The organism is Kitasatospora sp. NPDC089509 (assembly GCF_044749365.1).
In the GTDB taxonomy this organism is placed as follows: Bacteria; Actinomycetota; Actinomycetes; order Streptomycetales; family Streptomycetaceae; genus Kitasatospora.
Genome location: NZ_JBIVHS010000009.1, coordinates 179,740 through 205,924, shown reverse-complemented (window position 1 = coordinate 205,924; position 26,185 = coordinate 179,740). Strand labels below are relative to the sequence as shown.

Sequence of the window (26,185 nt, the reverse complement as noted above, 5' to 3'; positions counted from 1 at the left end):
GGACGGCGGTCACCCGTGCCCCGGCGTCAGCGCAGCAGCCCCGCGTCCATCCCGGCGGACTCGGCCGGCAGGGCGACCAGCCCCAGTTCGGCGGGCGAGGCCAGCCGCGGGTGCGCCGGCAGGACCCGCACGGTGTAGCCGAACGGCCCGGTGCGGCTGAGCTCCAGCGAGCCCTCGTAGCGGGTGCGGCCGTCCAGGTCGGGACCGCCGACGGGCTTGAGGGCGAGCGCCGCGGCGTCCGAGATGCCGTCGGTCTCGTCCACCCGGCCGGCGACCACCTGCACCTCGACGTCGCCCGGCTCCAGCGACCCGAGCGCGACCTGCACCCGCAGCGCCAGCGAGCTGCCCAGCTCCTGCGCCTCGGCCGGGCAGTCCGCCTCGACGTGCTCGACCCGCACGCCCGGCCAGCCGTCCCGGACCCGGCCCTTCCACTCGGCCAGCTCCCGGGCGCCCGCGTGTCCGCCGACCGCCAGCTCACGCTGGGCCAGCGCCGCCGGGGCGTACAGCCGTTCGACGTACTCGCGGACCATCCGCCCGGCCAGCACCTTGGGCCCGAGGGTGACCAGGGTGTGCCGGACCATGGCGATCCAGCGGTGCGGCAGCCCGTCGTTGCCCCGGTCGTAGAACCGGCCGGCCACCTGCTCCTCGATCAGGTCGTACAGCGCGGCGGCCTCGATGTCGTCCCGCCGCTCGGCCTCGCTGCTCTCCGGGTCGAGCACCCCGGCGCCCTCGTCGGCGGTGGGGATCGCCCAGCCGTTCTGGCCGTCGTACCACTCGTCCCACCAGCCGTCCAGGACGGACAGGTTGAGGCAGCCGTTGAGCGCGGCCTTCATCCCGGAGGTGCCGCAGGCCTCCAGCGGGCGCAGCGGGTTGTTCAGCCAGACGTCGCAGCCCGGGTAGAGGTGCCGGGCCATCGCCATGTCGTAGTCCGGCAGGAAGACGATCCGGTGGCGCACCGTCGGGTCGTCGGCGAAGGCGACCATCCGCTGGATCAGCCGCTTGCCGCCGTCGTCGGCCGGGTGGGCCTTGCCGGCGACCACGATCTGCACCGGCCGGGTGGGGTGCAGCAGCAGGGCGCGCAGCCGGTCCGGGTCGCGCAGCATCAGGGTGAGCCGCTTGTACGAGGGCACCCGGCGGGCGAAGCCGATGGTGAGCACGTCGGGGTCGAGCACCGAGGAGACCCAGCCGAGCTCGGCCTCGCCGGCCCCGCGCTGGCGCCAGGAGGCGCGCAGCCGACGGCGGGCCTCGTCCACCAGCTGGGCGCGCAGGCTGCGGCGCAGGTCCCAGATCTCGGTGTTGCCGATCCGCTCCAGTCCGGTCCAGCGCTTGGTCTCGCCGGTGGTCATCGCCTCCTCGGCGCGCTCGGCGCCGAGCTCGGCGGCGCCCAGGCGCACCACGGCCGGGTCGATCCAGGTGGCGGCGTGCACCCCGTTGGTGACCGAGGTGATCGGCACCTCGGCGGGATCGAAGCCCGGCCACAGGCCGTTGAACATCGACCGGCTGACCTCGCCGTGCAGGGTGGAGACCCCGTTGGCTCGCTGGGCCAGCCGCAGGCCCATGGCGGCCATGTTGAAGAGCTTCGGGTCCCCGTCGGGCCAGGTCTCGGCGCCGAGCGCGAGCACCGACTCGACCGGGACGCCGGGGAGCGCCGCGTCGCCGCCGAAGTGGCGGGCGACCAGGTCCCGGTCGAAGCGGTCGATGCCGGCCGGGACGGGGGTGTGGGTGGTGAACAGGGTGCCGGCCCGGACGGACTCCAGGGCGGCGGCGAAGTCCAGCCCGGCGGTGCGGTCGGCGACCAGTTCGCGGATCCGCTCGACCCCGAGGAAGCCGGCGTGGCCCTCGTTGGTGTGGAAGACCTCGGGGGCGGGGTGCCCGGTGAGCCGGCCGTAGGCGCGCACGGCCCGGACGCCGCCGATGCCGAGCAGCATCTCCTGGAGCAGCCGGTGCTCGCTGCCACCGCCGTAGAGCCGGTCGGTGACGTCCCGCTCGGCGGGCGAGTTGGCCTCGATGTCGGAGTCCAGCAGCAGCAGCGGGACCCGGCCGACCTGGGCCCGCCAGATGTGCGCGGCCAGGGTGCGGCCGCCGGGCAGGGCGAGGTCGACCCGGCTCGGGGTGCCGTCGGCCTCCCGGAGCAGGCTGACGGCCAGCTCGTCCGGGTCCAGCAGGGGGTAGCGCTCCTGCTGCCAGCCGTCCCGGTCGAGGGACTGCCGGAAGTAGCCGTGCCGGTAGAACAGCCCCACGCCGATGATCGGGACGCCGAGGTCGCTGGCGGCCTTGAGGTGGTCGCCGGCCAGGATGCCCAGGCCGCCGGAGTACTGGGGCAGCGCGGCGGCGATGCCGTACTCGGGCGAGAAGTAGGCGACCGCGGCGGGCGGCGGGGTGGTGCCGTCCTCCTGCCGGGCCTGGTACCAGCGCGGGCCGGTGAGGTACTCACGCAGGTCGTCGGCGAGGTCGCCGAGTCTGCGCAGGAACCGCCGGTCGGCGGCGAGCGCGGCGAGCCGGGCGGCCGGGACCTCCCCGAGCAGCCGCACCGGGTCCTCGCCGGTCGCGGCCCAGACCTCCGGGTCCACGGACCGGAAGAGGTCCCTGGTCTCGGGGTGCCAGGACCAGCGCAGGTTGAGGGCCAGCTCGTGCAACGGCTGGAGTTGTTCGGGCAGGACGGTGCGGACGGTGAATCTGCGGATTGCCTTCACAGCCGTGAAGCGTAGCCGCGACGCTCGGCCTGACAGTGGGTCAAGCGGGCTATTGGGCATCCGTTCGGCCTATTGATGAGATCGCATTCGGCGCACTGGTCTGCACGGGGGGCGCGCGAGGCGCACATTTCCGGGCACCGCGCTACCAATGCGTGAACGCTGTGGAACAGGTCGATTTCCGGTGGCTCATCCACTCCGGACAAAGCCCGAAACTACTGTCGTACCGCTGCAAAAACCTTGTCGCCGGTGCGAGGATGACCGAAGGTCGTTGCTGTCGCGGGGACCACGACGGCGGGTGGCGTCCCCCGTGGAACAGCACGTCCGAATCCTTTTCGCGTTGATCGTTCCCCTTCTTCCTTAGCCCGTTCGGCGCTCACCCCGGACCGGCGCGTGTCCTCGCGCCCGGTCGGCTCGTTCACGGGTCGACCGGGCCGCCCAGGGGCGCGCCCCCGGAGGCGTGCGCCGGGACGCGCACGGGTTCCGGGGCGTCCCGCCGCCGGTTCGCCGGACGCCGGGCAGGTTGCCGGGGACAACGACGCGGGCAGGCTCCGGTCGCACGTCCACCCCACCCAGCAGTCCTCCCGGTACTCCCCTGGCCCGACCCCCCGGCCCGCGGGAGCTGCCGCTGATCTCGGGCAGGAGTTTGGCATGCACGGCGACACGCGGGACCAGTCCACACCGGTGGCCGACACCGTCGACGCAGCGGTCGCGGAATCCGCCGGACGGATGGATTCTGACACTCGAACAGACCCGGCGATGCCGTCGCCCCGGGTCTCCGGAGCGGTCCGTACCGAATCCTCCGCAGCACGACCCCCCGCAGCACAGCCCTCCGCGGCGGCCCCACAACCCGGGGCCGAGGAGGGCCCGGCGGCGGCACCGCGCAAGCGCACCACCACGCGCCGCAGCACCGCCACCGCGAAGGCCGGCACCGGGGCCACCCCCGCGGACCCCGCAGGGGCCGCCGCGAAGAAGCCCGCCCGCAAGGCCCCCGCCCGCGGGAGCGCCGCCAAGACCGCCACCAAGCCCTCCGCCCGCAAGACGACAGAGAGCGACACCGTGATCGGCCGCATCCCCGTCCTGGACGTCAGCCCCCAGATCGACGCCGGCCGCCGCCCGGCCAAGGCCGTCGTCGGCGAGACCTTCCCGGTCACCGCCACGGTCTTCCGCGAGGGCCACGACGCCGTCAACGCCAACGTGGTGCTGCGTGACCCGCGCGGCCGCAGCGGCCCGTGGACCCCGATGCGCGAGCTCGCCGAGGGCACCGACCGCTGGGGCGCGCACATCACCCCGACCGCGCCCGGCCGCTGGTCGTACCTGGTGGAGGCGTGGAGCGACCCGATCGCCACCTGGCGGAAGACCGCCGCGGTGAAGCTGCCGGCCGGGATCGACACCGCGCTGGTCCTGGAGGAGGGCGCCCGGCTGCTGGAGCAGGCCGCCGCCGGAGTGCCGAAGAAGGACGGCCGGGCGCACGTGCTGGCCGCCGCCGACGCGCTGCGCGACCCGGGGTTGCCGCCGCTGTCCCGGCTGGCCGCCGCGCTCGCCCCCGAGGTGCTGGAGCTGCTGGCCCGCCACCCGCTGCGCGAACTGCTCAGCGCCTCCCGCCCGCTGCCGCTGCAGGTGGACCGCGAGCGTGCGCTGTTCGGGTCCTGGTACGAGTTCTTCCCCCGTTCGGAGGGGGCGGTGGTGGACCCGAACGGGGTCGAGCCGCCGCGTTCCGGCACCCTGCGCACCGCCGCCGAACGGCTGCCGGCCGTCGCCGCGATGGACTTCGACGTGGTCTACCTGCCGCCCGTGCACCCGATCGGACGAGCCTTCCGCAAGGGACCGGACAACACCCTGACGGCCGGTCCGCACGACGTCGGCTCGCCCTGGGCGATCGGCTCCCCCGAGGGCGGCCACGACGCGGTCCACCCGGACCTCGGCACCATCGAGGACTTCGACCACTTCGTCGCCGAGGCCGAGGCGCTGCACCTGGAGGTGGCGCTGGACTTCGCCCTCCAGTGCTCCCCGGACCACCCGTGGGTGAACAAGCACCCGGAATGGTTCAGCCACCGCGCCGACGGCACCATCGCGTACGCCGAGAACCCGCCGAAGAAGTACCAGGACATCTATCCGATCAACTTCGACCAGGACATGGACGGAATCGTCAAGGAAACCGTCCGAACCCTGCGGTTCTGGATGTCCCACGGGGTGCGGATCTTCCGGGTCGACAATCCCCACACCAAGCCCGTGGTGTTCTGGGAGAAGGTGCTCGGCGACATCGCCCGGACCGACCCCGATGTGGTGTTCCTGGCGGAGGCCTTCACCCGCCCGGCGATGATGCACACCCTCGCGAAGATCGGCTTCCACCAGTCGTACACGTACTTCACCTGGCGCACCACCAAGAACGAACTCACCGAGTACCTCACCGAACTCACCGGCGACGCCGCCGCCTACATGCGGCCCAACTTCTTCGCCAACACCCCGGACATCCTGCACGCCTTCCTCCAGCACGGCGGCCGCGCCGCCTTCGCGATCCGCGCCGTGCTCGCCGCCACCCTCTCCCCCAGCTACGGCGTCTACGCCGGCTACGAGCTGTTCGAGAACGAGCCCGCCCACCCGGGCTCCGAGGAGTACCTGCACTCGGAGAAGTACGAGCTGCGCCCGCGCGACTGGAACCGCACCGACACCCTCGCCCCGCTGCTCACCGTGCTGAACCGGCTGCGCCGTCGCCACCCCGCCCTGCGGCAGCTGCGCGACCTGCGCTTCCACCCCACCGACAACGACCAGGTGCTCGCCTACTCCAAGACCGCGACCACCCCCGAGGGCCTGACCGACCACGTGATCACGGTGGTCAACCTGGACCCGCACCACGTCCAGGAGGCCACCGTCACTCTCGACGGCGACGGCCCGTACGCGGTGCACGACGAGCTCACCGGCGCCGCCTACACCTGGGGCCGGCACAACTACGTCCGGCTCGATCCCTCAGCCGAGCCGGCTCACCTCCTCACGGTTCGGAGGAACCCAGCGTGACAGTGAACGAGCCCGTCCCCGACACCTTCCCGGAGACCTCGAAGAAGCACCTGGACCCGGAGTGGTTCAAACGGGCGGTCTTCTACGAGGTGCTGGTGCGGTCCTTCCAGGACAGCAACGGCGACGGGGTCGGGGACCTCAAGGGGCTCACGGCCAAGCTCGACTACCTGCAGTGGCTCGGGGTCGACTGCCTCTGGCTCCCGCCGTTCTTCGCCTCGCCGCTGCGCGACGGCGGGTACGACGTGGCCGACTACAAGTCGGTGCTGCCGGAGTTCGGCGACCTCGCCGACTTCATGGAGTTCACGGACGCCGCCCACGCCCGCGGCATGCGCGTGATCATCGACTTCGTCATGAACCACACCAGCGACCAGCACCCGTGGTTCCAGGCCTCCCGCTCCGACCCGGACGGGCCCTACGGCGACTTCTACATGTGGGCCGACGACGACAAGCAGTACCCGGACGCCCGGATCATCTTCGTCGACACCGAGACCTCCAACTGGACCTACGACCCGGTCCGCAAGCAGTACTACTGGCACCGCTTCTTCTCGCACCAGCCGGACCTCAACTACGACAACCCCCGGGTCCAGGACGAGATGATCGCCGGGCTGCGGTTCTGGCTCGACCTCGGCATCGACGGCTTCCGGCTGGACGCGGTGCCCTACCTGTTCGCCCGCGAGGGCACCAACTGCGAGAACCTGCCGGAGACCCACGAGTTCCTCCGGCGGGTCCGCAAGGAGATCGACGCCGACTACCCCGACACCGTGCTGCTCGCCGAGGCCAACCAGTGGCCGGAGGACGTGGTCGACTACTTCGGGGACTTCACGGCCGGCGGCGACGAGTGCCACATGGCGTTCCACTTCCCGGTGATGCCGCGGATCTTCATGGCCGTGCGCCGGGAGTCCCGGTACCCGGTGTCGGAGATCCTGGCCAAGACCCCGGCGATCCCGGGCGGCTGCCAGTGGGGCATCTTCCTGCGCAACCACGACGAGCTGACCCTGGAGATGGTCACCGACGAGGAGCGCGACTACATGTACGCGGAGTACGCCAAGGACCCCCGGATGCGCGCCAACGTGGGCATCCGCCGCCGGCTCGCCCCGCTGCTGGAGAACGACCGCAACCAGATCGAGCTGTTCACCGCCCTGCTGCTCTCCCTGCCCGGCTCGCCGGTGCTCTACTACGGGGACGAGATCGGCATGGGCGACAACATCTGGCTGGGCGACCGGGACGGCGTGCGCACGCCGATGCAGTGGACCCCGGACCGCAACGCGGGTTTCTCCTCCGCCGACCCGGGCAGGCTCAGTCTGCCGCCCATCATGGACCCGGTGTACGGCTACCAGGTGACCAACGTCGAAGCGCAGCAGAGCAGTTCGAGTTCACTGCTGCACTGGACGCGTCGCATGATCGAGATCCGCAAGCTCAACCCGGCGTTCGGCCTGGGCACCTACACCGAACTGCCGTCCAGCAACCCCGCCGTGCTGGCCTTCGTGCGCGAGTACGAGGGGGACCTGGTCATGTGCGTGAACAACTTCTCGCGGTTCGCGCAGCCGACCGAGCTGGACCTGCGGCAGTACGGCGGGCGGTACCCGGTCGAGCTGATCGGCGGGGTGCGCTTCCCGTCGATCGGCGAGTGGCCCTACCTGCTCACGCTGGCCGGACACGGCTTCTACTGGTTCCAGCTCCGGCAGCCACCGCGGCTGAGCGGGACCAGGCGGTCGAAGTAACGATCCGCCGCGCCTGCCACCCGCGGCCCGCACCGCACCACCAGACCCTCCGGGGGCGCGAGTTGACCCCCGCGCCCCCCGGAGTTCTCTGCACCACCGCGTACGGAGAACAGCCCAACGGCCACCCACACGAAGGCGTGACACCCGAGCCGTGCTCGCGTGCCGCGACCGCCGCGCCGCCGAAATCCGGAAGACTGACGGACCCCGGCCACGACCCGTCGGGCAGTCCGCGTGCTTCCGGGGAAAGGGAGTCATGTCCGAAACCTCCCGTTCTCAAGCCCATGTGCAGCACGACGCCCCGGCCGGCTCCGCCGCGCACCCGGGCGCGCGGGGCGCCGGGGCCCGGAGAACCGCCCCGGGGGTCAGTGAGCTCGTCCACGCGGCCCTGCCGCTGATCGCCGAATGGCTCCCCACCCAGCGCTGGTACGCCGGGAAGGGCCGACCGATCACCGGACTCGTCCCGGTGGTCGGCACCCCGCTGCAGGTCGGCGACCCCGCCCTGCTGCACCTGCTGCTGCGGGTCGAACACGCCACCACGGCCGGCGCCCCGCACGGCGACACCTACCAACTGCTGCTCGGCATCCGCTCCCAGGGCCCCGCGGACATCGAACCCGGCGCCGTGCTCGGCCGGCTCAACCAGGGCCCGTACGACGGAGCCGCCCTCTACGACGCGGTGCACGACCCCGAACTCACCGGACGACTGCTGGAACACCTCGCCACCGGCGACCGGTTCGGCTCGCTCTCCTTCCGCCGCACCCCCGGCTCCGGGCTGCCCGCCAACCTCCCCGGCCGCGCCTCCACCGCCGAACAGTCCAACAGCTCGGTCATCTACGGCACCTCGTACATCCTCAAGCTGTTCCGGCGCATCCACCCCGGCACCAACCCGGACCTGGAACTCTCGCTCGCCCTCTCCCGGGCCGGCTCCACCCGCATCCCCCGGGTCGCCGCCTGGTTCGAGAGCCGACTGGAACGCGCCGAACCCGCCACCCTCGGACTGCTCCAGCGCTACCTGCCGGACGCCGAGGACGGCTGGGAACTCGCCCTCGACCAGGTCGGCCGGCTCAAGGGCGACCGCTCCCCCGGCAACTTCGCCATCGAGGCGCACCGGCTCGGCCGCGCCACCGCCGAGGTGCACCGGGTGCTCGCCCGCTCCATGCCGGTCGCCCGGCTCGACCGCACCCAGACCGGCCGCCTCGCCACCGCGATGGCCGACCGGCTGGACAGCGCGGTCGCCGCCGTCCCCGGACTGCTGCGCTTCCGGGCCGCCCTGCGCACCGCCTTCCAGCAGCTCGCCGACGCCCACCCGGACGGCCTGCCGGTCCAGCGCATCCACGGCGACCTCCACCTCGGCCAGGCCATGCGCACCCCGCACGGCTGGGTACTGCTGGACTTCGAGGGCGAACCCGCCAAATCCGTCAGCGAGCGCCGCGAGCCCCAGCCCGCCCTGCGCGACATCGCCGCGATGCTGCGCTCCTTCGACTACGCGGCCGCCCACCTGCTGGCCGGCGGCCCGGTCGACCCGGAACTGGCCCACCTCGCCGCCGCCTGGGCCCAGCGCAACCGCACCGCCTTCTGCGCCGGCTACACCGCCGGCGGCGGGGCCGACCCGGCGGCCTCGCCGGAACTGATGCGGGCGCTGGAGATCGACAAGGCGGTCTACGAGGTGGTGTACGAGGCCCGGCACCGGCCCAGCTGGCTGCCGATCCCGCTGGCCGCGATCAACCGGCTCGCCCTGTCCGTCTGATCGCCCCCGTCCGCCGATCGCGCCCCCGTTGACCGCCCATCCCCGCCGCAGGAGGACCACGCCGTGACGTCGCTCGACCCGACCGGCCGCCCCACCCGCCCCGTCCCGGCCACCTTCCTGGCCGGGGCCCCCGAACGGGGCGAGCCCCGGGCGGCCGACGAACCCCGGGCGGCCGACGAGCCCGCCCCCCCGGTGGACACCCCGCTCGGGGCGCTGCGCCTGCCCGAGGCGCCGCTGCCGCCGGCCGAGGTCGACCGGCTGGTCGGCGGACAGCACCACGACCCGCACGCCCTGCTCGGCGCGCACCCGGTGCACGGCGGGACGGCGATCCGGGTGCTGCGCCCGTTCGCCGAGCGGGTGGTGGTGGAGACCGACCAGGGACCGGCCGAACTCACCCACCAGCAGGGCGGGTTGTTCACCGGCCTGCTGGCCGGCGGCGAAGTCCCCGACTACACCCTGCTGGTGTCCTACCCCGACGGCGAACCACTGCGCCAGCACGACGGCTACCGCGTCCCGCCCACCCTCGGCGAACTCGACCTGCACCTGATCTCCGAGGGCCGGCACGAGCAGCTCTGGCAGGCGCTCGGCTCGCACGTGCGCACCGTCGACGGCATCCCCGGCACCGCCTTCGCGGTCTGGGCGCCGAACGCCGTCGGGGTCCGGCTGATCGGCGGGTTCAACCACTGGAACGGCACCGGCCACCCGATGCGCTCGCTCGGCTCCTCCGGCATCTGGGAACTGTTCGTCCCCGGCCTCGCCGAGGGCGCCACCTACAAGTACGAGATCCACACCCGGCAGGGCTGGGTGCTCGACAAGGCCGACCCGCTGGCCCGGGCCGCCCAGTGCCCGCCCGGCACCGCCTCCGTGGTCACCTCCTCCGCGTACCGCTGGCAGGACGACGAGTGGATGGCCCGCCGGGCCCGCACCGCCCACCACCGGGCACCCATGTCGGTGTACGAGCTGCACCTGGCCTCCTGGCGGCCCGAACTCACCACCTACCGCGCCATCGCCGAGGAACTCCCCGGCTACCTCAAGGAGTTGAACTTCACCCACGTGGAGTTCATGCCGGTGATGGAGCACCCCTTCGGCGGCTCCTGGGGGTACCAGGTCTCCGGCTACTACGCCCCCACCGCCCGGCTCGGCGGCCCCGACGACTTCCGGCACCTGGTGGACACCCTGCACCGGCACGGCATCGGCGTGATCGTCGACTGGGTGCCCGCGCACTTCCCCAAGGACGACTTCGCCCTCGCCCGCTTCGACGGCGAACCGCTGTACGAGCCCGCCGACCCGCTGCGCGCCGAACACCCCGACTGGGGGACGCTGGAGTTCGACTACGGCCGCACCGAGGTGCGCAACTTCCTGGTCGCCAACGCCGTCTACTGGTGCGAGGAGTTCCACATCGACGGCCTGCGGGTGGACGCCGTCGCCTCGATGCTCTACCTCGACTACTCCCGCGAGGGCGGCGCCTGGACCCCCAACCAGTACGGCGGCCGGGAGAACCTGGACGCGGCCTCCTTCCTCCAGGAGATGAACGCCACCGTCTACCGGCGCTGCCCCGGCGTGATCACCATCGCCGAGGAGTCCACCGCCTGGGACGGCGTCACCCGCCCCACCGACACCGGCGGCCTCGGCTTCGGGCTGAAGTGGAACATGGGCTGGATGCACGACTCGCTGGTCTACATGTCCAAGGAGCCGGTGCACCGCAAGTACCACCACAACGAGATCACCTTCTCGATGGTGTACGCCTACTCCGAGAACTACATCCTGCCGATCTCGCACGACGAGGTCGTCCACGGCAAGCAGGCCCTGGTCTCCAAGATGCCCGGCGACTGGTGGCAGCAGCGCGCCGACCACCGCGCCTACCTGGGCTTCATGTGGTCCCACCCCGGCAAGCAACTGCTCTTCATGGGGCAGGAGTTCGCCCAGGGCGCGGAGTGGGACCACGAGCAGGGCCCGCAGTGGTGGGTGCTCGACGAGCAGTGGCCGGCCCACCGGGACCACCTCGGCGTGCGCCGCCTGGTCCGCGACCTCAACCGGGTCTACCGCGACACCCCGGCCCTCTGGGAGCTCGACACCACCCCGGACGGCTTCCGCTGGCTCGACGGCGGCGCCGCCGAGGACAACCTGCTCTCCTACCTCCGGTACGCGGCCGACGGCACCCCGCTGGTCGCCGTCTGCAACTTCTCCCCCGTCGTCCGGCACGGCCACCGGGTCGGCCTGCCCGCCCTGGACGGCCGCGAACAGCTCTGGGAGGAGCTGCTCAACACCGACGCCGAGACCTACGGCGGCAGCGGCGTCGGCAACTCCCGCCCGATCAAGGCCGACCCGGTCGAGTGGAACGGCCAACCCCGCTCCGCCGAACTCGTCCTCCCCCCGCTCGCCACCCTCTGGCTCCGCCCGGCCTGAGCCCGTAGGCTCCCCGCCCAGGACTGATCGTCGGCGGGCGGGGGGCTTGCTCATGCTGTGGTTCCTGGGACTGCTCTACCTGGGGCTGCCAGTGGTCTGCTGGGCCGTCCTGGTCCGCACCCGGGTGATCGGGGTGACCGTCCTCGTCGTCCTGGCCGGCCTCGCCTTCGCCCTGTTCGGCCTGGAACGGGAGTGGTACTTCACCCGCGCCACCGCCGAACTGGAGATCGGCTACCCGCTCGTCACCGGCCTGGTGCTGCTGGCGGGCGGGCTGGCCGAACAGCGGCTGCGCGGCCCCCGGCCGGCGAAGGAGACCGACCACCGGCTCGGCGGCTCGATCGCCGCCGTCACCGCCCACGTGCTGGCCGGCATCGTCCTCGCGGTCGGCTACCGGCTGCTGTCCTACGACGCCTTCCTCCCCAGCGCCGCCGAGGTCCCGCCACCCCCCGGCCTCACCGTCACCCACGTCGACCCGGGCTACTGCGGCTCCAACTTCTGCTCCCGCACCCTGGCCTTCGGCAGCACCGCCGGCCTGCCCCCCGCCGAGATCGAGGCCCGCCTCCGCGCCACCCTCACCGCCGACGGCTGGACCCCGGGCCCCAACGGCTCCCTGGTCCACCCGCACGGCTGGCTGCTCGACGACCGCCTGTCACAGGCCTACGTCACCGGCGCCACGGTCGAACTCTCCGGCTCGGAGTCCGTCAACGCCGCCCGCTGACGCCCGACGTGCCCGCCCGGTGCGGATGCATCGAGGCAACCGTCGACCACAGGCCCTTGGTCCCTTGCCTCTCCGCCCGCCCTCTGCTCGCGGACAGGCGTTCGCAGTGCGAAGGTATGGTCGATATGACCAGCTTCCGAGGCGACGGGACGGAGACATCCGCGTGGCGCGCAGCGTGTACGTGACCGGGATCGACCGGGGGGACGGCCGGCAGGCGGTCGAACTCGGGGTCATGGAACTGCTCACCCGCCAGGTGGACCGGGTCGGGGTGTTCCGCCCGCTGGTGCACGCCGCCGCGCCCGGCGAGCCCGGGACGGACCACATGGTCGAGCTGCTGCGCGGGCGGTACCGGATCGACCTGCCGAGTGCGGAGCTGTACGGGCTCACCTATGACGAGGCCGCCGCGCTGCAGGCCGCGCAGGGGCAGGACGAGCTGGTCTCCGCCCTCGTCGACCGGTTCCGCGCGGTGGAGCGGCGCTGCCAGGCGGTGCTGGTGCTGGGCACCGACTTCGCCGACACCAACATCCCGGACGAGCTGGCCTTCAACGCCCGGCTGGCCAACGAGTTCGGCGCCGCCGTGCTGCCGGTGGTCGGCGGACAGGGCAAGGAGGCGGAGGCGGTGATCGCCGAGGTGCGCAACGCCCACCGGGCGTACACCGACCTCGGCTGCGAGACCCTGGCGATGATCGCCAACCGGACCGCCCCCGGCGCCAAGCAGCGGATCCAGCGCACCCTCACCGAGAAGCTGCCGATCCCCGCCTACGTCATCCCGGAGGAGCCGGCCCTGGCCGCGCCGACCGTCGCCCAGCTGGTGGAGGCGACCGGCGCCGAGGTGCTGCTCGGCGACGCGGCCGGCCTGGCCCGGGACGTGCGCGGCTTCGTCTTCGGCGGCGCCATGCTGCCGACCTTCCTGGACGCGCTGACCGACGGCGCCCTGGTGGTCACCCCCGGGGACCGCGCCGACCTGGTGATCGGCTCGCTGGCCGCGCACGCGGCCGGCGCCCCGCCGATCGCCGGCGTGCTGCTGACCCTGGGCCAGCACCCCGGCCCGAACGTGCTGGCGCTGGCCGCCCGGCTCGCCCCCGGCACCCCGGTCGCGGTCGTCCCGGAGGGCAGCTGGCCCACCGCCGCCACCCTGACCCATCTGGAGGGCAAGCTCGGCTCGGCCAGCCCCCGGAAGGCCGAGATCGCCCTCGGCCTGTTCGAACTGCACGTGGACACCGCCGAGTTGACCAACCGGATCGAGGTCGGCCGGTCCGAGCGGGTGACCCCGATGATGTTCGAGCACGAGCTGCTGGAGCGGGCCCGGGCCGGCCGCCGGCACGTGGTGCTGCCGGAGGGCACCGAGGAGCGGGTGCTGCGCGCGGCCGAGATCCTGCTGCGCCGCAACATCTGCGACCTCACCCTGCTCGGCGACGTGGACGAGGTCCGCCGCAAGGCCGCGGGCCTGGGCATCGTGCTCCCGCAGGACGACCGGGGCGCCGACCGCGCCCAGGTCCGGGTCGTCGACCCGACCACCAGCCCGCTGCGCCGCCAGTTCGCCGAGCTGTACGCCCGGCTGCGCGCCCACAAGGGGATGACCGTCGAGCTGGCCCTGGACGTGGTCACCGACGTCTCCTACTTCGGCACCCTGATGGTCCAGGAGGGCATCGCCGACGGCATGGTCTCCGGCGCGGTGCACTCCACCGCGGCGACCATCCGCCCCGCCTTCGAGGTGATCAAGACCTCCCCGGGCGCGTCCATCGTGTCCAGCGTCTTCTTCATGTGCCTGGCCGACAAGGTGCTGGTGTACGGCGACTGCGCGGTCAACCCGGACCCGGACGCCCAGCAGCTGGCCGACATCGCGATCCAGTCCGCCGCCACCGCCGCCCAGTTCGGGGTGGAGCCGCGGGTCGCGATGCTCTCCTACTCGACCGGCACCTCCGGCTCGGGCGCGGACGTCGACAAGGTCCGCAAGGCGACCGAGCTGGTCCGCGCACTGCGCCCGGACATCCTGGTGGAGGGCCCGATCCAGTACGACGCGGCGGTGGACGCGAACGTCGCGGCGACCAAGCTGCCGGGCTCGGCGGTGGCCGGCCGGGCGACCGTGCTGATCTTCCCGGACCTCAACACCGGCAACAACACCTACAAGGCCGTCCAGCGCTCGGCCGGCGCGGTCGCGGTCGGGCCGGTGCTGCAGGGGCTGCGCAAGCCCGTCAACGACCTCTCGCGCGGCGCGCTGGTGCAGGACATCGTCAACACGGTGGCGATCACCGCCATCCAGTCCCAGGACGACAAGGAGCCGCAGGCATGACCGGAGGAACGCGCGTCCTCGTCCTCAACGCCGGCTCCTCGTCGGTGAAGTACCAGCTGATCGACATGCTGGACGGCGCCCGGCTGGCCTCCGGGCTGGTCGAGCGGATCGGCGAGACCGGCGGCCGGCTGGTGCACACCCCGCGCACCGGGGACGGGCGCGAGCTGCGGCAGCCCTTCCCGGACCACTCGGCCGCGCTGAAGGCCGTCGCCGAGGAGCTGTCCGCCGACGGCATCGGGCTGGACTCGCCCGAGCTGGCCGCGATCGGCCACCGGGTGGTGCACGGCGGCAAGCGGTTCACCGAGCCGACCGTGATCACCGACGAGGTGCTCACGGAGATCCGTCGGCTGATCCCGGTCGCACCGCTGCACAACCCGGCGAACATCACCGGCATCGAGGTGGCCCGCGCGCTGCGGCCCGACCTGCCGCAGGTGGCCGTGTTCGACACCGCCTTCCACGCCTCGATGCCCGAGTACTCGGCCCGGTACGCGATCGACAAGGCCGTCGCGGACGAGCACCGGGTGCGCCGCTACGGCTTCCACGGCACCTCGCACCAGTACGTCTCGCGCGCCACCGCCCGGCTGCTCGGCAAGGACCCGGCCGAGGTCAACGTGATCGTGCTGCACCTGGGCAACGGCGCCTCCGCCTCGGCGGTCAGCGGCGGCCACTGCCTGGACACCTCGATGGGCCTCACCCCGCTGGAGGGCCTGGTGATGGGCACCCGATCGGGTGACATCGACGCGGGCGTGGTGTTCCACCTGCACCGGGTCGGCGGGCTGTCCGTGGACGAGATCGACGACCTGCTCAACCGTCGCAGCGGCCTGCGCGGGCTGTGCGGCGAGAACGACATGCGCGAGATCATGCGTCGTGCCGACGCGGGGGACGCGGACGCGAAGCTCGCCTTCGACGCCTACGTCCACCGGCTGCGCAAGTACATCGGCGGCTACTACGCGGTGCTCGGCCGGGTGGACGCGATCGCGTTCACCGCGGGCGTCGGGGAGAACGCCGCGCCGGTGCGTGCGGCGGCCACCGCCGGGCTGGAGGAGCTGGGCATCGCCGTGGACCCGGAGCTGAACTCGGTCCGCTCCGGCGAGGCCCGGATCATCTCGCCGGAGTTCTCCCGGGTGGCGGTCGCGGTGGTGCCCACCGACGAGGAGCTGGAGATCGCCCGTCAGGCCTTCGCCCTGGTGCACCGCGAAGGTGAACAGTCCGAGGACTGACACGGAATTGTCTCGCCCCTCGGGACACTTCGTCGGCGATTCCCCCCGGTTCGCGCCGAATGCGCGTATAAGACGAACGGATAGACTGACCGATATGCGCCGAGCGAAAATTGTCTGCACCCTGGGTCCGGCGACGGACTCCTACGAACAGCTGAAGGCCATCGTCGAGGCGGGCATGAACGTCGCCCGACTGAACATGAGCCACGGCAACCACGCGGACCACGAGGAGCGGTACCGCAAGGTCCGCCAGGTCTCGGAGGACACCGGCAAGGCCATCGGCGTCCTGGCCGACCTCCAGGGTCCCAAGATCCGTCTGGCGACCTTCGCCAACGGCCCGGTGACCGTCGACAATGGCGACGAGTTCACCATCACCACCGAGGACGTCCCCGGTGACCAGCACATCTGCGGCACCACCTACAAGGGCCTGCCCGGCGACGTGAAGCCCGGCGACCCGATCCTGATCAACGACGGCGTCATCGCCCTGGAGGTCGTCAGCGTCGACGGCCCGCGGGTGAAGACCGTGGTGGTCGAGGGCGGCGTGCTCTCGAACAACAAGGGCATCAACCTGCCCGGCGCGGCCGTGAACGTGCCCGCCCTGTCCGAGAAGGACAAGGACGACCTGCGCTTCTCGCTGCGCCTGGGCGTCGACATGGTCGCCCTGTCCTTCGTCCGCAACGCGGACGACATCAAGGACGTCCACGAGGTCATGGACGAGGTCGGCATCCGGGTGCCGGTCATCGCCAAGATCGAGAAGCCGCAGGCCGTCGAGGCCATGGAGGAGATCGTCCTCGCCTTCGACGCCATCATGGTCGCCCGCGGCGACCTGGCCGTCGAGTACCCGCTGGAGCGGGTGCCGCTGGTCCAGAAGCAGCTGATCACCCTGGCCCGCCGCAACGCCAAGCCGGTCATCGTCGCCACCCAGATGATGGAGTCGATGATCCACGCCTCGCGGCCGACCCGCGCCGAGGTCTCCGACGTCGCCAACGCCATCCTGGACGGCACCGACGCGGTGATGCTCTCCGCCGAGTCCAGCGTCGGCAAGTACCCGGTCGAGACCGTCCGCACCATGAGCCGGATCTGCGAGAAGGCCGAGGAGGAGCTGGTCTCCCAGGGCCTCCAGCCGCTCAACCCGGGCCGCAAGCCGCGCACCCAGGGCGGCTCGGTCGCCCGCGCCGCGTGCGAGCTGGGCGACTTCCTGAACGGCAAGGCACTGGTCGCGTTCACCAAGTCCGGTGACACCGCGCGCCGGCTGTCCCGCTACCGCTCGCCGATCCCGGTGGTCGCGTTCACCCCGGACGCGGCCACCCGCAACCAGCTCACGCTGAGCTGGGGCGTCGAGTCGTACGTCACCGAGCAGGTGGCCACCACCGACGCGATGGTCGCGCAGGTCGACCGCGAGCTGCTGAAGATGGGCCAGCTGACCGAGGGCGACACCGTGATCGTCACCGCCGGCGTCCCGGTCGGCATCCCCGGCACCACCAACATGGTGCAGGTGCACCGCCTGGGCTCGCACGGCGAGTGACGCCCCGGTAGGACCGTACGAACGCTGGTGGGCCGGCCCTCCCCTGACGGGAGGGCCGGCCCACCAGCGTTGCGGCGTCCGCTGCTCGGCGGCTTCGCTACTTGCCGCTGTAGGGCGCGTCGTCGTTGAACAGGTGCATCCCCGGGATGTGCAGGGTGCCGCCGAACTGGCCGGCCTGGATGGCGGTGACCCCGGTCAGCTCCAGGTCCAGCGGGATCGGGATGGCGCCGATCAGGTCGTACAGCCAGCGCGGCAGGGTGTCCGGGGTGAGGGTGATCTCGCCCAGGTCGATCGGGATCGGCAGGCCCAGCAGCTTGGACAGGTGGCCGGACAGCCGCTCCACGTACATGGTGACCGGGCCGTTGCGCATGGTCGAGGTCGAGCCGGGGGCGCCCTGGACGTGGAAGGTGACGCCGTTGCCCTCCAGGGTCGACATGTCGAGGTTCTCGATGTCCACGCTGTCGACCACGAACTTCAGCACCCGCTTGGTGCCGGTCGGGGTCTTCACGTCGTAGACCCCGTGGAAGACCGCGCCGTGCAGGCCGAGCCGGCTGGTCTTCAGCGTCCAGTTCTGCTCCGGGACGACCTGGTCGGTGGCGGCCCGGCCGGCCGTCAGGTTGCGGGCGTCCACGTCGCAGTTGGGGTTAGCGGTGGGCGAGGCGGAGGGCGTCGGGGTGGCCGCCGGGGTCGCCGGGGCGTCCGCCGACGGGGTCCCGGACGGCATCGCCGACGGGGCCGACCGGGTGGCGGACTTCCCGCCGGGGGCGGTGGCGGTCGGCGAGGGCTGCCCGGCCGTGGGCTCGGCGGCGGACGGGGCGGCCTGCTCCGTGGCGGCCGACGGGGCCTGCGACTGGGGCTGGGGCTGCGCCGGGGTGCCGACCCGCGGGGCCGGGGCGGCCGGCGGCTTCGGGGTGGCACTGGGTGTCGCGCTCGGCGACGGACTGGGCGAACTCCCCGGGCTCAGCAGGTGGTTGATGCCGCCGACGAGGTCGTCGATCAGCCCGGCCGGCCGCGCGGCGGCCGTCCCGCCGGCGTCGCCCCGGTAGACCGCGCTCACCGCACCCGCGCCGCCGGTGGCGTCGGAGCCGAGGGCGGACCGGGTGGCCGTGGTGGTGCCCGGCTTCACCGGCGTGGTGGCCGGCGCCCCCGTGGGCGTCCCGGTCGGAGACTGGCTCGGGGCCGTCGTCGGTGCCTGGGTCGGCGCGGTGGTCGGCACCGCGCTCGGGTCGGTCGAGGGCGTGCCGGGTGCGGGTGGCGGCTCGGGCAGCTCGCTCTTGGGGACGGGCGTCTCGATCGGTGTCACGTCCGGCACCGCCACCGGCGCGTTGCCGCACGGCTTGCCCGCCGCCGACTCGGCGACCGCCGGGTTGGGCGTGTAGGCCGCCGCCATCAGCAGCGCGGTCGGCACCGCGGCCATCGCCAGTGCCCGGCCTCTCAGCCGCACCCGTACGGGCGTGCGCGGCGCCGCGTGCCGACCGGAGCGCCGCTCGGGGGCGGCTGTGCCCTCCGGTTGTTCGGCCGACCCGCTCACTTCGCCTCCTCCTGCTCCCCGGCGGTGCCCTGCCGGGGGACGGACGCCTCGGCGGCCGACTGCTCGGACCCGGCCTGGGCCGGCGACTCCTGGGGCGCGGCCTGGACGGGCAGCTCGGCGGTGGCCGCCTCGGCGGCCTCGGAGACCGCCGGAGCCTCCGGCTCGGTCTCGGCAGCGGCGGCCGGCTCGGTGGCGACGCTCTCGGCCACGGCGGTACCCGCCGGCTTGCCCCGGCGCGCGGCCCGGTGCCCCTTGGCCGGGGCGGTGGCCGGCTCCGGCATCGGAGCCCAGGAGACCATCAGCCCGCCGCCGATCAGACCGGGCAGCAGGGCCAGGCCGAAGCCCCCGAGGTTGGAGACCGGGATCGAGACCAGCGTCAGCAGGATGGTCGCGATGCCCGCGAAGACGCGTACGGCGGGCTGGAACCAGCCTGTCAGCCCGAGGATGATCATCAGCACCCCGATGATCAGCGACCCGGCGCCCGCGGTGGTGGACATCGCGATGGTCAGCCCGCCGAACGTCAGGTGCGCGTACGGGAAGTAGAGGATCGGGACGCCGGCGATCATGGCCAGCAGGCCGCCCCAGAAGGGCCTGGTGCGGCGGAATTCACGGAAGTGCCGCCAGAGCCAACCGATGGGGTTCTGCTGGCGGGGCCGCGTCTCGACCGTTGCGCTGGACATGGTGCAACTCCTCGACGTCGCTACGAGGTTGGAACGAAAAAAGGGGGGTGGCCGAGGAGCGGCGGTGGTCCGCCGCCCCCCGGCCCCAGGTGGCCCGTCATCCGGGCACGCCGCCAGGCGCGCCGTCAGCCAGGGCTCAGAAGCACTCGTTGCCCGGGCCGTCGCCGCTCTTCAGCGCGAGGTTCAGGCCGTTCAGCTTGAAGGTGCCGGCCGAGGTGGCCCGCGCGGTCTGCTGGACGGCGCTCAGGTCGGCGACCTTGGCGGACTGGGCGAAGCCGGTCGGCCCGCTCGGCAGGCCGGCGCCGCCGCCCGCCTTGGTGACCCCCGCGTGCGGGGCCCAGCCCTGGGTGGCCGAACCCGAGAGGGTGGAGGCGTCCTGGCCGATGTTCATCTGCTGGAAGGTCGCGTCCGCCTTCAGCTGCTCCAGGTCGATCAGCAGGTTGTCGGCCTGAACCGGCTTGCCCGCCTCGGTGCCCGCGTGCAGCTGGAGGGTGATCTTGCCCAGCCCGAAGGCGGACAGGTCGGTCACCACCGACTGGCACAGGTTGGTGATGTCGGCGTGGTCGAAGGCCGAGACCGCGACCGGGTGCGGCTTGCCGTTCGCCTCGATGTCGACCGAGCCGAACTGGGCGAAGTTGGTGCCGTGCAGCTGGTCGGTGCTGACCTTGAACTGCTGGCCGGAAATGCTGAACGAGGCGGCGAGCGCGCTGTTGGCGATCGAGACGCCGACCATCGCGGTGGCCGCGACGCTGGGCACCATCACCAGGGCGAAGCGCTTCCAGCGGGTCTTGCCATAGGTCTTGGACATGCGAGTCCTCCTTCTAGGACGTACATCTCCGGCTCCCCGGCGGCGCGTCCCGCGCCGGTGGGGGCCTGGGATGGGAGAGAGCTACGTCCTCGGTAGCGGAGAGCGCCTTGGGCGTCGTCGGACACGGGAGCCGCCTGCGTACCGCGGCACTCCCGTCCCGGAACCGGCCGTCCTTGCGGGACGACGGGTCGGACCGACGACATCGGCGATCACCCCCGAGCGACAACCTGCGACCGCGCGGGACCGCGCGGCCGGTCGAGGACAGGAACCGCCGTGGGACCGCGGATACCCCCCTGCCCTCCCTACCGCCGACCGGAGCCGGCGGATCACCCGGTGGGGATCCCGCGCTCCGCGTGGCCGACCGGCTGTCGGAGGGTGTGGAGTCTGGGACCGGGCGTGGCCGATCGTGCTTGAATCCCGGGCGAAGCACAAGAGGTGCCTTACTGACGGGTAATGCAACAGCAGGTGGCATTGATCATGGAGTTGACCCGAGTTGCACCGTGCGTGACGTGTTGAAGGAATCGTGACGACGAAATTCGCCGGAAACACCAATGAAACACCCGTGGGTGGTCACTGAACGTGACCACCCACGGGTGAAATCAAGATTTGGTAAACCTCTGTCCGGTTGACCCGATTGTCGCCAAATCACCAGGCGACACCGCAGGTCATCCGACGTGCCAGGCACTCGGTGCCAGGTCCGGGCCCGGACCGCCGCGACCGGGGCGCGGAACCCCGCCCCGACCGGGCCTCAGAACAGCACGCGGGCCAGCGCCGCACGGGCCGTGACGACCCGCGGGTCCTCCGGTCCGATCACCTCGAACAGCTCCAGCAGGCGCAGCCGGGCGGTGTCCCGGTCCTCGCCGAAGGTCCGGCCGACGGTGCTCACCAGGCGCCCGAAGGCGTCCTCGACGTGACCGCCCACCAGGTCCAGGTCGGCCGCCCGCAGCTGGGCCTCGACGTCCTTCGGGTCGGCGGCGGCCGCCGACCGGACCGCCTGGAGGTCCAACCCCTCGACCCGCTGGAGCAGTTCGGCCTGGGCCAGGCCCAACTTGGCCTCGGTGTTGCCCGGCTGGTCGACCAGCACGTCCTGGTACGCCCGGATGGCACCGGCCAGGTCACCGGCGTCCAGCGCGTCGTGCGCGGCGGACAGTGCCGGGTCCTCCGGGCGCTGGGCGGCGACGGCCTCGCCCGGCTCGCCGGGGGCGGCCACGGCGGCGCCGGTGCCGGAGATGCCGAAGCGCTGCTCGGCGACCAGGATCAGCTGGTCCAGCACCTTGCGGACGTTGGCGGCGCTCTCCGCACCCTGGAACAGCGGCACCAGCTGGCCGGCCACCACGGCCATCACGGCCGGGATGCCCTGGATGCCGAACTGCTGGGCGATCAGCTGGTTGGCGTCCACGTCGATCTTGGCGAGCACGAAGGCGCCGGCGTACTCCTCGGCCAGGCCCTCCAGGATCGGGCTGAGCTGCTTGCAGGGCCCGCACCACTCGGCCCAGAAGTCGATGACGACCGGCACCTCGGTGGAGCGCTGGACGACCTCGGTCTCGAAGGTGTCCTCGGTGACGTCGATGACGAGCTGGAGGGCGGGCTGGGGGGCGACTCCGTCCGCTTCGGCGGCGGCCGCCTGGCGGGCCCGCTCGGCCCGGGCCTGCTCGGCCTTCTGGGCGGCCTCACCGGCCGCCTTCACTGCGGCGAGGTCGACCGCACCGCGCAGGGCGGAGCTGTTGAGACGCGAATTCCGTGGCTGCATGGCACCATCCTCCCCCGTCGGCGCTGCTCGCGGACACCAACCTCCGGAAAGTCGCTCCGCGCGGGCTGCGCGATGCGGGTTCCCGGGCGGTGCACCCCTCCCCCGGTAGCCTGAACCGTTCGGCGCGGATCCCCACCCGCACCCGCGCCGCCCCGTCCCACGGGTGCGGCGCCTGGTTGTCACTGCTTTCGCTACAGGTCGTAGCGTAACTGGAGCCGGTGCCCCGGCCGCAAGCCCCACCGACGGTTCGGGGACGTGACCTGCCCCACTTTCCCGACCCGCCCGACTGCCCGAATCCGCGAACAGTCGCTACCGTTACCAGCCCCACCCAGGTTACTTACCAGTACATCGCAAGGAGACCCGGTGCCGGCCGCCCAGCCCTCCGCCAGCCCGGACGACACGGTCCGCCGCAGCACACCCCCGGACAGCACGGGTGGTGCAAGCGGTCCAGGCGGCGCGGGCGCGGCCCGGGCCAAGGGCCGCCCGCGCAGCGCCGCCGCCGACCTCGCGATCCTCGACGCCACCCGCGAGGCCCTCGCCGAACTCGGCTGGGGCGGACTGACCATGGGCCACGTCGCCAGCCGGGCCGGGGTCGCCAAGACCACGCTCTACCGCCGCTGGCCCTCCAAGAACGAACTGGTGGTCGACGCCGTCGCCAGCCTCTTCGACGAACTCGTGATGCCCGACCTCGGCAGCCTGCGGGCCGACATCGAGGCCGTGGTGGGCCAGTTCGCCGCCCTGCTGGCCCGCCCGGAGACCCAGGCCGCGCTGCTCGCCCTGTTCGCCGAGGGCACCCGCGACCGGCAGCTGCGCCGCCGGATCCGGGAGGCGATCGTGGACCCGCAGAAGCGGCTGGTCCGACAGGGGCGGGCGGCCGCCCAGGCGCGCGGCGAGCTGGAGGCGGACGCCTGCGCCGCGACGGCCCGCGAGGAGGTCGACATCATCTTCGACACCATCGCCGGGACGGTCGAGCACCGGGTGCTGGTCAGCGGCGAGCCGATCACCCCCGAGTGGACCCGCCGCTTCACCGACCTGCTGCTCGGCCCGCTCACCACCACCGGCTGAGCCGGGGCACGGCGAGGCCGCCGTACGGAGCGTTCCGTACGACGGCCCACGCACTCGGGCGAGGAAGGCTCAGAACGTCGCGTTCTCCCGGTACGTCCCCCACTCCTGCCGCAGCGCGTTGCAGATCTCGCCCAGCGTGGCCTCGGCCCGCACCGCGTCCAGCATCGGCGGGATCATCGACTCGCCCGAGCGGGCCGCCGCCAGCATCGCGTCCAGCCCGGCCCGCACCGCCGCGTCGTCCCGGGCCGCCTTGCGCTCGCCCAGCACCCGCACCTGCTCGCGCTCGACCTCGTGGCTGACCCGCAGGATCTCCAGCTCGGGGGTGACACTGCGCGGGTGGCAGTTGACGCCGACCACGCGCTTGTCGCCCTTCTCCACCGACTGCTGGTACTGGAAGGCCGCCTCGGCGATCTCGCCGGTGAACCAGCCGTCCTCGATCCCGCGCAGGATGCCGGCGGTGATCGGGCCGATCGCGTGGTCCTCCCGGCCCTTGTCCTGGCCGCCCTTGTCCAGGATGCGTTGGAAGATCGCCTCGGCCTGCTGCTCGATCCGGTCGGTCAGCGCCTCGACGTACCAGGAACCGCCCAGCGGGTCGGCCACGTTGGTGACGCCGGTCTCCTCCATCAGCACCTGCTGGGTGCGCAGGGCGATCTCGGCGGCCTGCTCGGAGGGCAGCGCCAGGGTCTCGTCCAGCGCGTTGGTGTGCAGCGAGTTGGTGCCGCCGAGCACCGCGGAGAGCGCCTCGACCGCGGTGCGGACCACGTTGTTGTACGGCTGCTGGGCGGTGAGCGAGACGCCTGCGGTCTGGGTGTGGAAGCGCAGCCACTGCGCCTTGTCGGTCTTGGCGCCGAAGCGGTCGCGCATCCAGCGGGCCCAGATCCGGCGCGCGGCGCGGAACTTGGCGATCTCCTCGAAGAAGTCCAGGTGGGCGTCGAAGAAGAAGGACAGGCCGGGCGCGAAGACGTCCACGTCCAGGCCGCGGGACAGGCCCAGCTCGACGTAGGCGAAGCCGTCCGCGAGGGTGTACGCCAGTTCCTGCGCGGCCGTCGCCCCGGCCTCCCGGATGTGGTAGCCGGAGACGGACAGCGGCTTGTACGCCGGGATGCCCCGGGCGCAGTGCTCCATCAGGTCGCCGATCAGGCGCAGGTGCGGCTCGGGGGCGAAGAGCCACTCCTTCTGGGCGATGTACTCCTTGAAGATGTCCGTCTGCAGGGTGCCGTTGAGCACCGCCGGGTCCACGCCCTGGCGCTCGGCGGCGACCAGGTACATGCAGAAGATCGGGACGGCCGGGCCGCTGATCGTCATCGAGGTGGTGACCTCGCCGAGCGGGATGCCGGCGAACAGCACCTCCATGTCGGCGGCCGAGTCGATGGCGACGCCGCAGTGGCCGACCTCGCCGAGCGACTTGGGGTCGTCGGAGTCGTAGCCCATCAGGGTCGGCATGTCGAAGGCGACCGAGAGGCCGCCGCCGCCCGCGTCAAGGATCATCCGGTAGCGCTCGTTGGTCTGCCGGGCGTTGCCGAAGCCCGCGAACTGGCGGATGGTCCAGGTGCGGCCGCGGTAGCCGGTGGCGTGCAGGCCGCGGGTGAACGGGTACTCGCCCGGCCAGCCGATCCGCTCGAAGCCCTCGACCGGCTGCCCGGGGGCCGGGCCGTAGACCGGCTCGACGCCGTCGCCGGAGAGGGTGGTGAAGTCCGCGTCGCGCTTGCGGGCCTTGTCGTACCGCTGCTGCCAGCGCTGCCGTCCGCGCTCGATGTCCTCGGCGTCCATGGGCCGAACTCCGCTCCGTACGGCCGCCACGGCACCGGGCGGCACAGCTATTAGGACGTCCTACTAATTTACTCGGACGTCCTAGTAGTTGTCGACGGAGACCCGCCCCGAAGAACCACGGCGCTGGGCCCCGGAAACGCCGAGGGCGCCCCTCCCCCGGTCGGGGAGGGGCGCCCTCGCGGGGCCGGTGCGGCTCGGCTCAGACGCCGGCCGGCTGGCGGGCGTCGCCTGCCGGGAGCCGCTCGGCGGCCTCGCGGGCCACCTTGCGCTCGAAGACGAAGGAGAGGAACGGGATGCAGCCCGCCGCCAGGGTCAGCACCAGCCGGCCGAGCGGCCACTTCAGCTTCTGCCCGAGCAGGAAGGTCACCACGAAGTACCCGATGTACAGGTAGCCGTGCAGCATCGCGACGTAGGTGGTCAGGTCCTCGGCGGTGCTGAAGCCGTACTTGGCGACCATGAAGCCGCAGAACACCAGCAGGGCCGTACCGGTCGCAATGGCCAGGCCGCGGTACCAGCCCAGCAGGGGGGTCGCCTTCATGATCTTCCTCGCCTCGCTCGGCATTCTCGGCCGGTACGCCCGGATCCGCGCACCGCTCCCACGAGGGTAGCCGCCCTCACGGCCGCTCCCGAGCAGCCCCCTCACCCGGATCGGTGAAGTCGCCCGCCGCCACCCGCAGCGGCTTGAGCAGGTCGAACACCTGGCGGCACTGGTCGGGGCCGTACTCCTCCAGCCCGAACTCCATCGCCATCAGCTCCCGGGTGGCCTCCTCGACCACCTCGCGGCCGCGCCCGGTGATCGCGGCGAGCACCCCGCGGCCGTCCAGCGGGTTGGGGCGGCGGGCGACCAGCCCGGCCCGCTCCAGCCGGTCGACGGTGTTGGTGACGCTGGTCGGGTGGACCATCAGGCGCTCGCCGACCTTGGAGAGCGAGAGCTCGCCGGTCCGGCTGAAGGTGAGCAGCACCAGCGCCTCGTACCGGGCGAAGGTCAGACCGTACGGCTTGAGCACCGCGTCGACCCGGGAGAGCAGGATCTGGTGGGCGCGCATGATCGAGGTGATCGCCGCCATCGAGGGCACGGTGCCCCAACGGCGGGCCCACAGTTCGTCGGCGCGGGCGATCGGGTCGAAGTCGAGTGCGAGGGGCTTGGCCACCTCCTTACCGTACCGGCGGACGGGACGTGTGCTACCAGCCGTCCTGATGGTGGACAAGCGCGACGCGTGGCGGGATCCCGCCAATCGGACGGCCAGGTCCA

At 72.5% G+C, this 26,185-nt stretch carries 17 protein-coding genes; 9 read left to right on the top strand and 8 right to left on the bottom strand.

Annotated features, from left to right (window positions below):
* Window positions 1–26 precede the first annotated feature (26 nt).
* A complete protein-coding gene (gene glgP, locus ACIP4P_RS21185; RefSeq protein ID WP_400920555.1) occupies window positions 27–2,693 on the bottom strand; it encodes an alpha-glucan family phosphorylase in 2,667 nt (888 codons plus the stop codon).
* Between the two features lie 1,056 nt (window positions 2,694–3,749).
* Here glgP and ACIP4P_RS21180 point away from each other — a divergent pair.
* From ACIP4P_RS21180 to pyk, 8 genes are all read left to right on the top strand, one after another.
* The gene (locus ACIP4P_RS21180; RefSeq protein WP_400920699.1) at window positions 3,750–5,705 is read left to right on the top strand and encodes an alpha-1,4-glucan--maltose-1-phosphate maltosyltransferase; all 1,956 of its coding nucleotides are present in this window, start codon (window positions 3,750–3,752) and stop codon (window positions 5,703–5,705) included.
* Window positions 5,702–7,426: a maltose alpha-D-glucosyltransferase gene (treS, locus tag ACIP4P_RS21175; RefSeq protein WP_350512045.1), complete on the top strand. Its 1,725-nt coding sequence runs from the start codon at window positions 5,702–5,704 to the stop codon at window positions 7,424–7,426. The genes ACIP4P_RS21180 and treS overlap by 4 nt, the downstream gene beginning before the upstream one ends.
* 253 nt (window positions 7,427–7,679) lie before the next feature.
* Window positions 7,680–9,170 carry a maltokinase N-terminal cap-like domain-containing protein gene (locus ACIP4P_RS21170; protein WP_350512044.1) on the top strand — a complete coding sequence of 497 codons (1,491 nt, stop codon included), beginning with the start codon at window positions 7,680–7,682 and terminating at the stop codon, window positions 9,168–9,170.
* 63 nt (window positions 9,171–9,233) lie between these two features.
* A complete protein-coding gene (gene glgB / locus ACIP4P_RS21165; protein WP_400920552.1) occupies window positions 9,234–11,576 on the top strand; it encodes a 1,4-alpha-glucan branching protein GlgB in 2,343 nt (780 codons plus the stop codon).
* A 52-nt stretch (window positions 11,577–11,628) separates the two neighbouring features.
* Window positions 11,629–12,294: a hypothetical protein gene (locus ACIP4P_RS21160; protein ID WP_400920550.1), complete on the top strand. Its 666-nt coding sequence runs from the start codon at window positions 11,629–11,631 to the stop codon at window positions 12,292–12,294.
* Window positions 12,295–12,457: 163 nt separating this feature from the next.
* The gene (gene pta / locus ACIP4P_RS21155) at window positions 12,458–14,587 is read left to right on the top strand and encodes a phosphate acetyltransferase (RefSeq protein WP_400920548.1); all 2,130 of its coding nucleotides are present in this window, start codon (window positions 12,458–12,460) and stop codon (window positions 14,585–14,587) included.
* On the top strand, window positions 14,584–15,807 hold the full coding sequence (locus ACIP4P_RS21150; RefSeq protein WP_400920546.1) for an acetate kinase: 1,224 nt from the start codon (window positions 14,584–14,586) through the stop codon (window positions 15,805–15,807). The genes pta and ACIP4P_RS21150 overlap by 4 nt, the downstream gene beginning before the upstream one ends.
* A 94-nt stretch (window positions 15,808–15,901) precedes the next feature.
* Window positions 15,902–17,329: a pyruvate kinase gene (pyk, locus tag ACIP4P_RS21145; RefSeq protein WP_350512039.1), complete on the top strand. Its 1,428-nt coding sequence runs from the start codon at window positions 15,902–15,904 to the stop codon at window positions 17,327–17,329.
* A 97-nt stretch (window positions 17,330–17,426) separates the two neighbouring features.
* Here the strand turns inward: pyk and ACIP4P_RS21140 are convergent, their stop codons facing one another.
* From ACIP4P_RS21140 to ACIP4P_RS21125, 4 genes are all read right to left on the bottom strand, one after another.
* Window positions 17,427–18,860: a hypothetical protein gene (locus tag ACIP4P_RS21140; RefSeq protein ID WP_400920544.1), complete on the bottom strand. Its 1,434-nt coding sequence runs from the start codon at window positions 18,858–18,860 to the stop codon at window positions 17,427–17,429.
* A complete protein-coding gene (locus ACIP4P_RS21135) occupies window positions 18,857–19,540 on the bottom strand; it encodes a DUF6114 domain-containing protein (protein WP_400920542.1) in 684 nt (227 codons plus the stop codon). Before ACIP4P_RS21135 ends, ACIP4P_RS21140 begins: the two co-directional genes overlap by 4 nt.
* A 136-nt stretch (window positions 19,541–19,676) precedes the next feature.
* Window positions 19,677–20,348 (bottom strand): DUF6230 family protein, encoded by a 672-nt coding sequence (locus ACIP4P_RS21130; protein WP_350512036.1) that lies wholly within the window; start codon window positions 20,346–20,348, stop codon window positions 19,677–19,679.
* 748 nt (window positions 20,349–21,096) lie between these two features.
* Window positions 21,097–22,098, bottom strand: coding sequence for a tetratricopeptide repeat protein (locus tag ACIP4P_RS21125; RefSeq protein ID WP_400920538.1), 1,002 nt, complete (start codon window positions 22,096–22,098; stop codon window positions 21,097–21,099).
* Window positions 22,099–22,461: 363 nt separating this feature from the next.
* Here ACIP4P_RS21125 and ACIP4P_RS21120 point away from each other — a divergent pair, with 363 nt between their 5' ends.
* Window positions 22,462–23,163, top strand: a complete 702-nt coding sequence (locus ACIP4P_RS21120) for a TetR/AcrR family transcriptional regulator (RefSeq protein WP_400920536.1) — start codon at window positions 22,462–22,464, stop codon at window positions 23,161–23,163.
* A gap of 69 nt (window positions 23,164–23,232) precedes the next feature.
* Here ACIP4P_RS21120 and ACIP4P_RS21115 read toward each other — a convergent pair whose 3' ends face one another.
* The 3 genes from ACIP4P_RS21115 to ACIP4P_RS21105 all read right to left on the bottom strand — a co-directional run bounded on the left by ACIP4P_RS21115 (window position 23,233) and on the right by ACIP4P_RS21105 (window position 26,084).
* Window positions 23,233–24,933, bottom strand: coding sequence for a methylmalonyl-CoA mutase (locus tag ACIP4P_RS21115; protein ID WP_400920534.1), 1,701 nt, complete (start codon window positions 24,931–24,933; stop codon window positions 23,233–23,235).
* Window positions 24,934–25,132: 199 nt separating this feature from the next.
* On the bottom strand, window positions 25,133–25,471 hold the full coding sequence (locus tag ACIP4P_RS21110) for a DUF3817 domain-containing protein (protein WP_350512032.1): 339 nt from the start codon (window positions 25,469–25,471) through the stop codon (window positions 25,133–25,135).
* A 76-nt stretch (window positions 25,472–25,547) separates the two neighbouring features.
* Window positions 25,548–26,084, bottom strand: coding sequence for a MarR family winged helix-turn-helix transcriptional regulator (locus ACIP4P_RS21105; RefSeq protein ID WP_400920531.1), 537 nt, complete (start codon window positions 26,082–26,084; stop codon window positions 25,548–25,550).
* Window positions 26,085–26,185 lie beyond the last annotated feature (101 nt).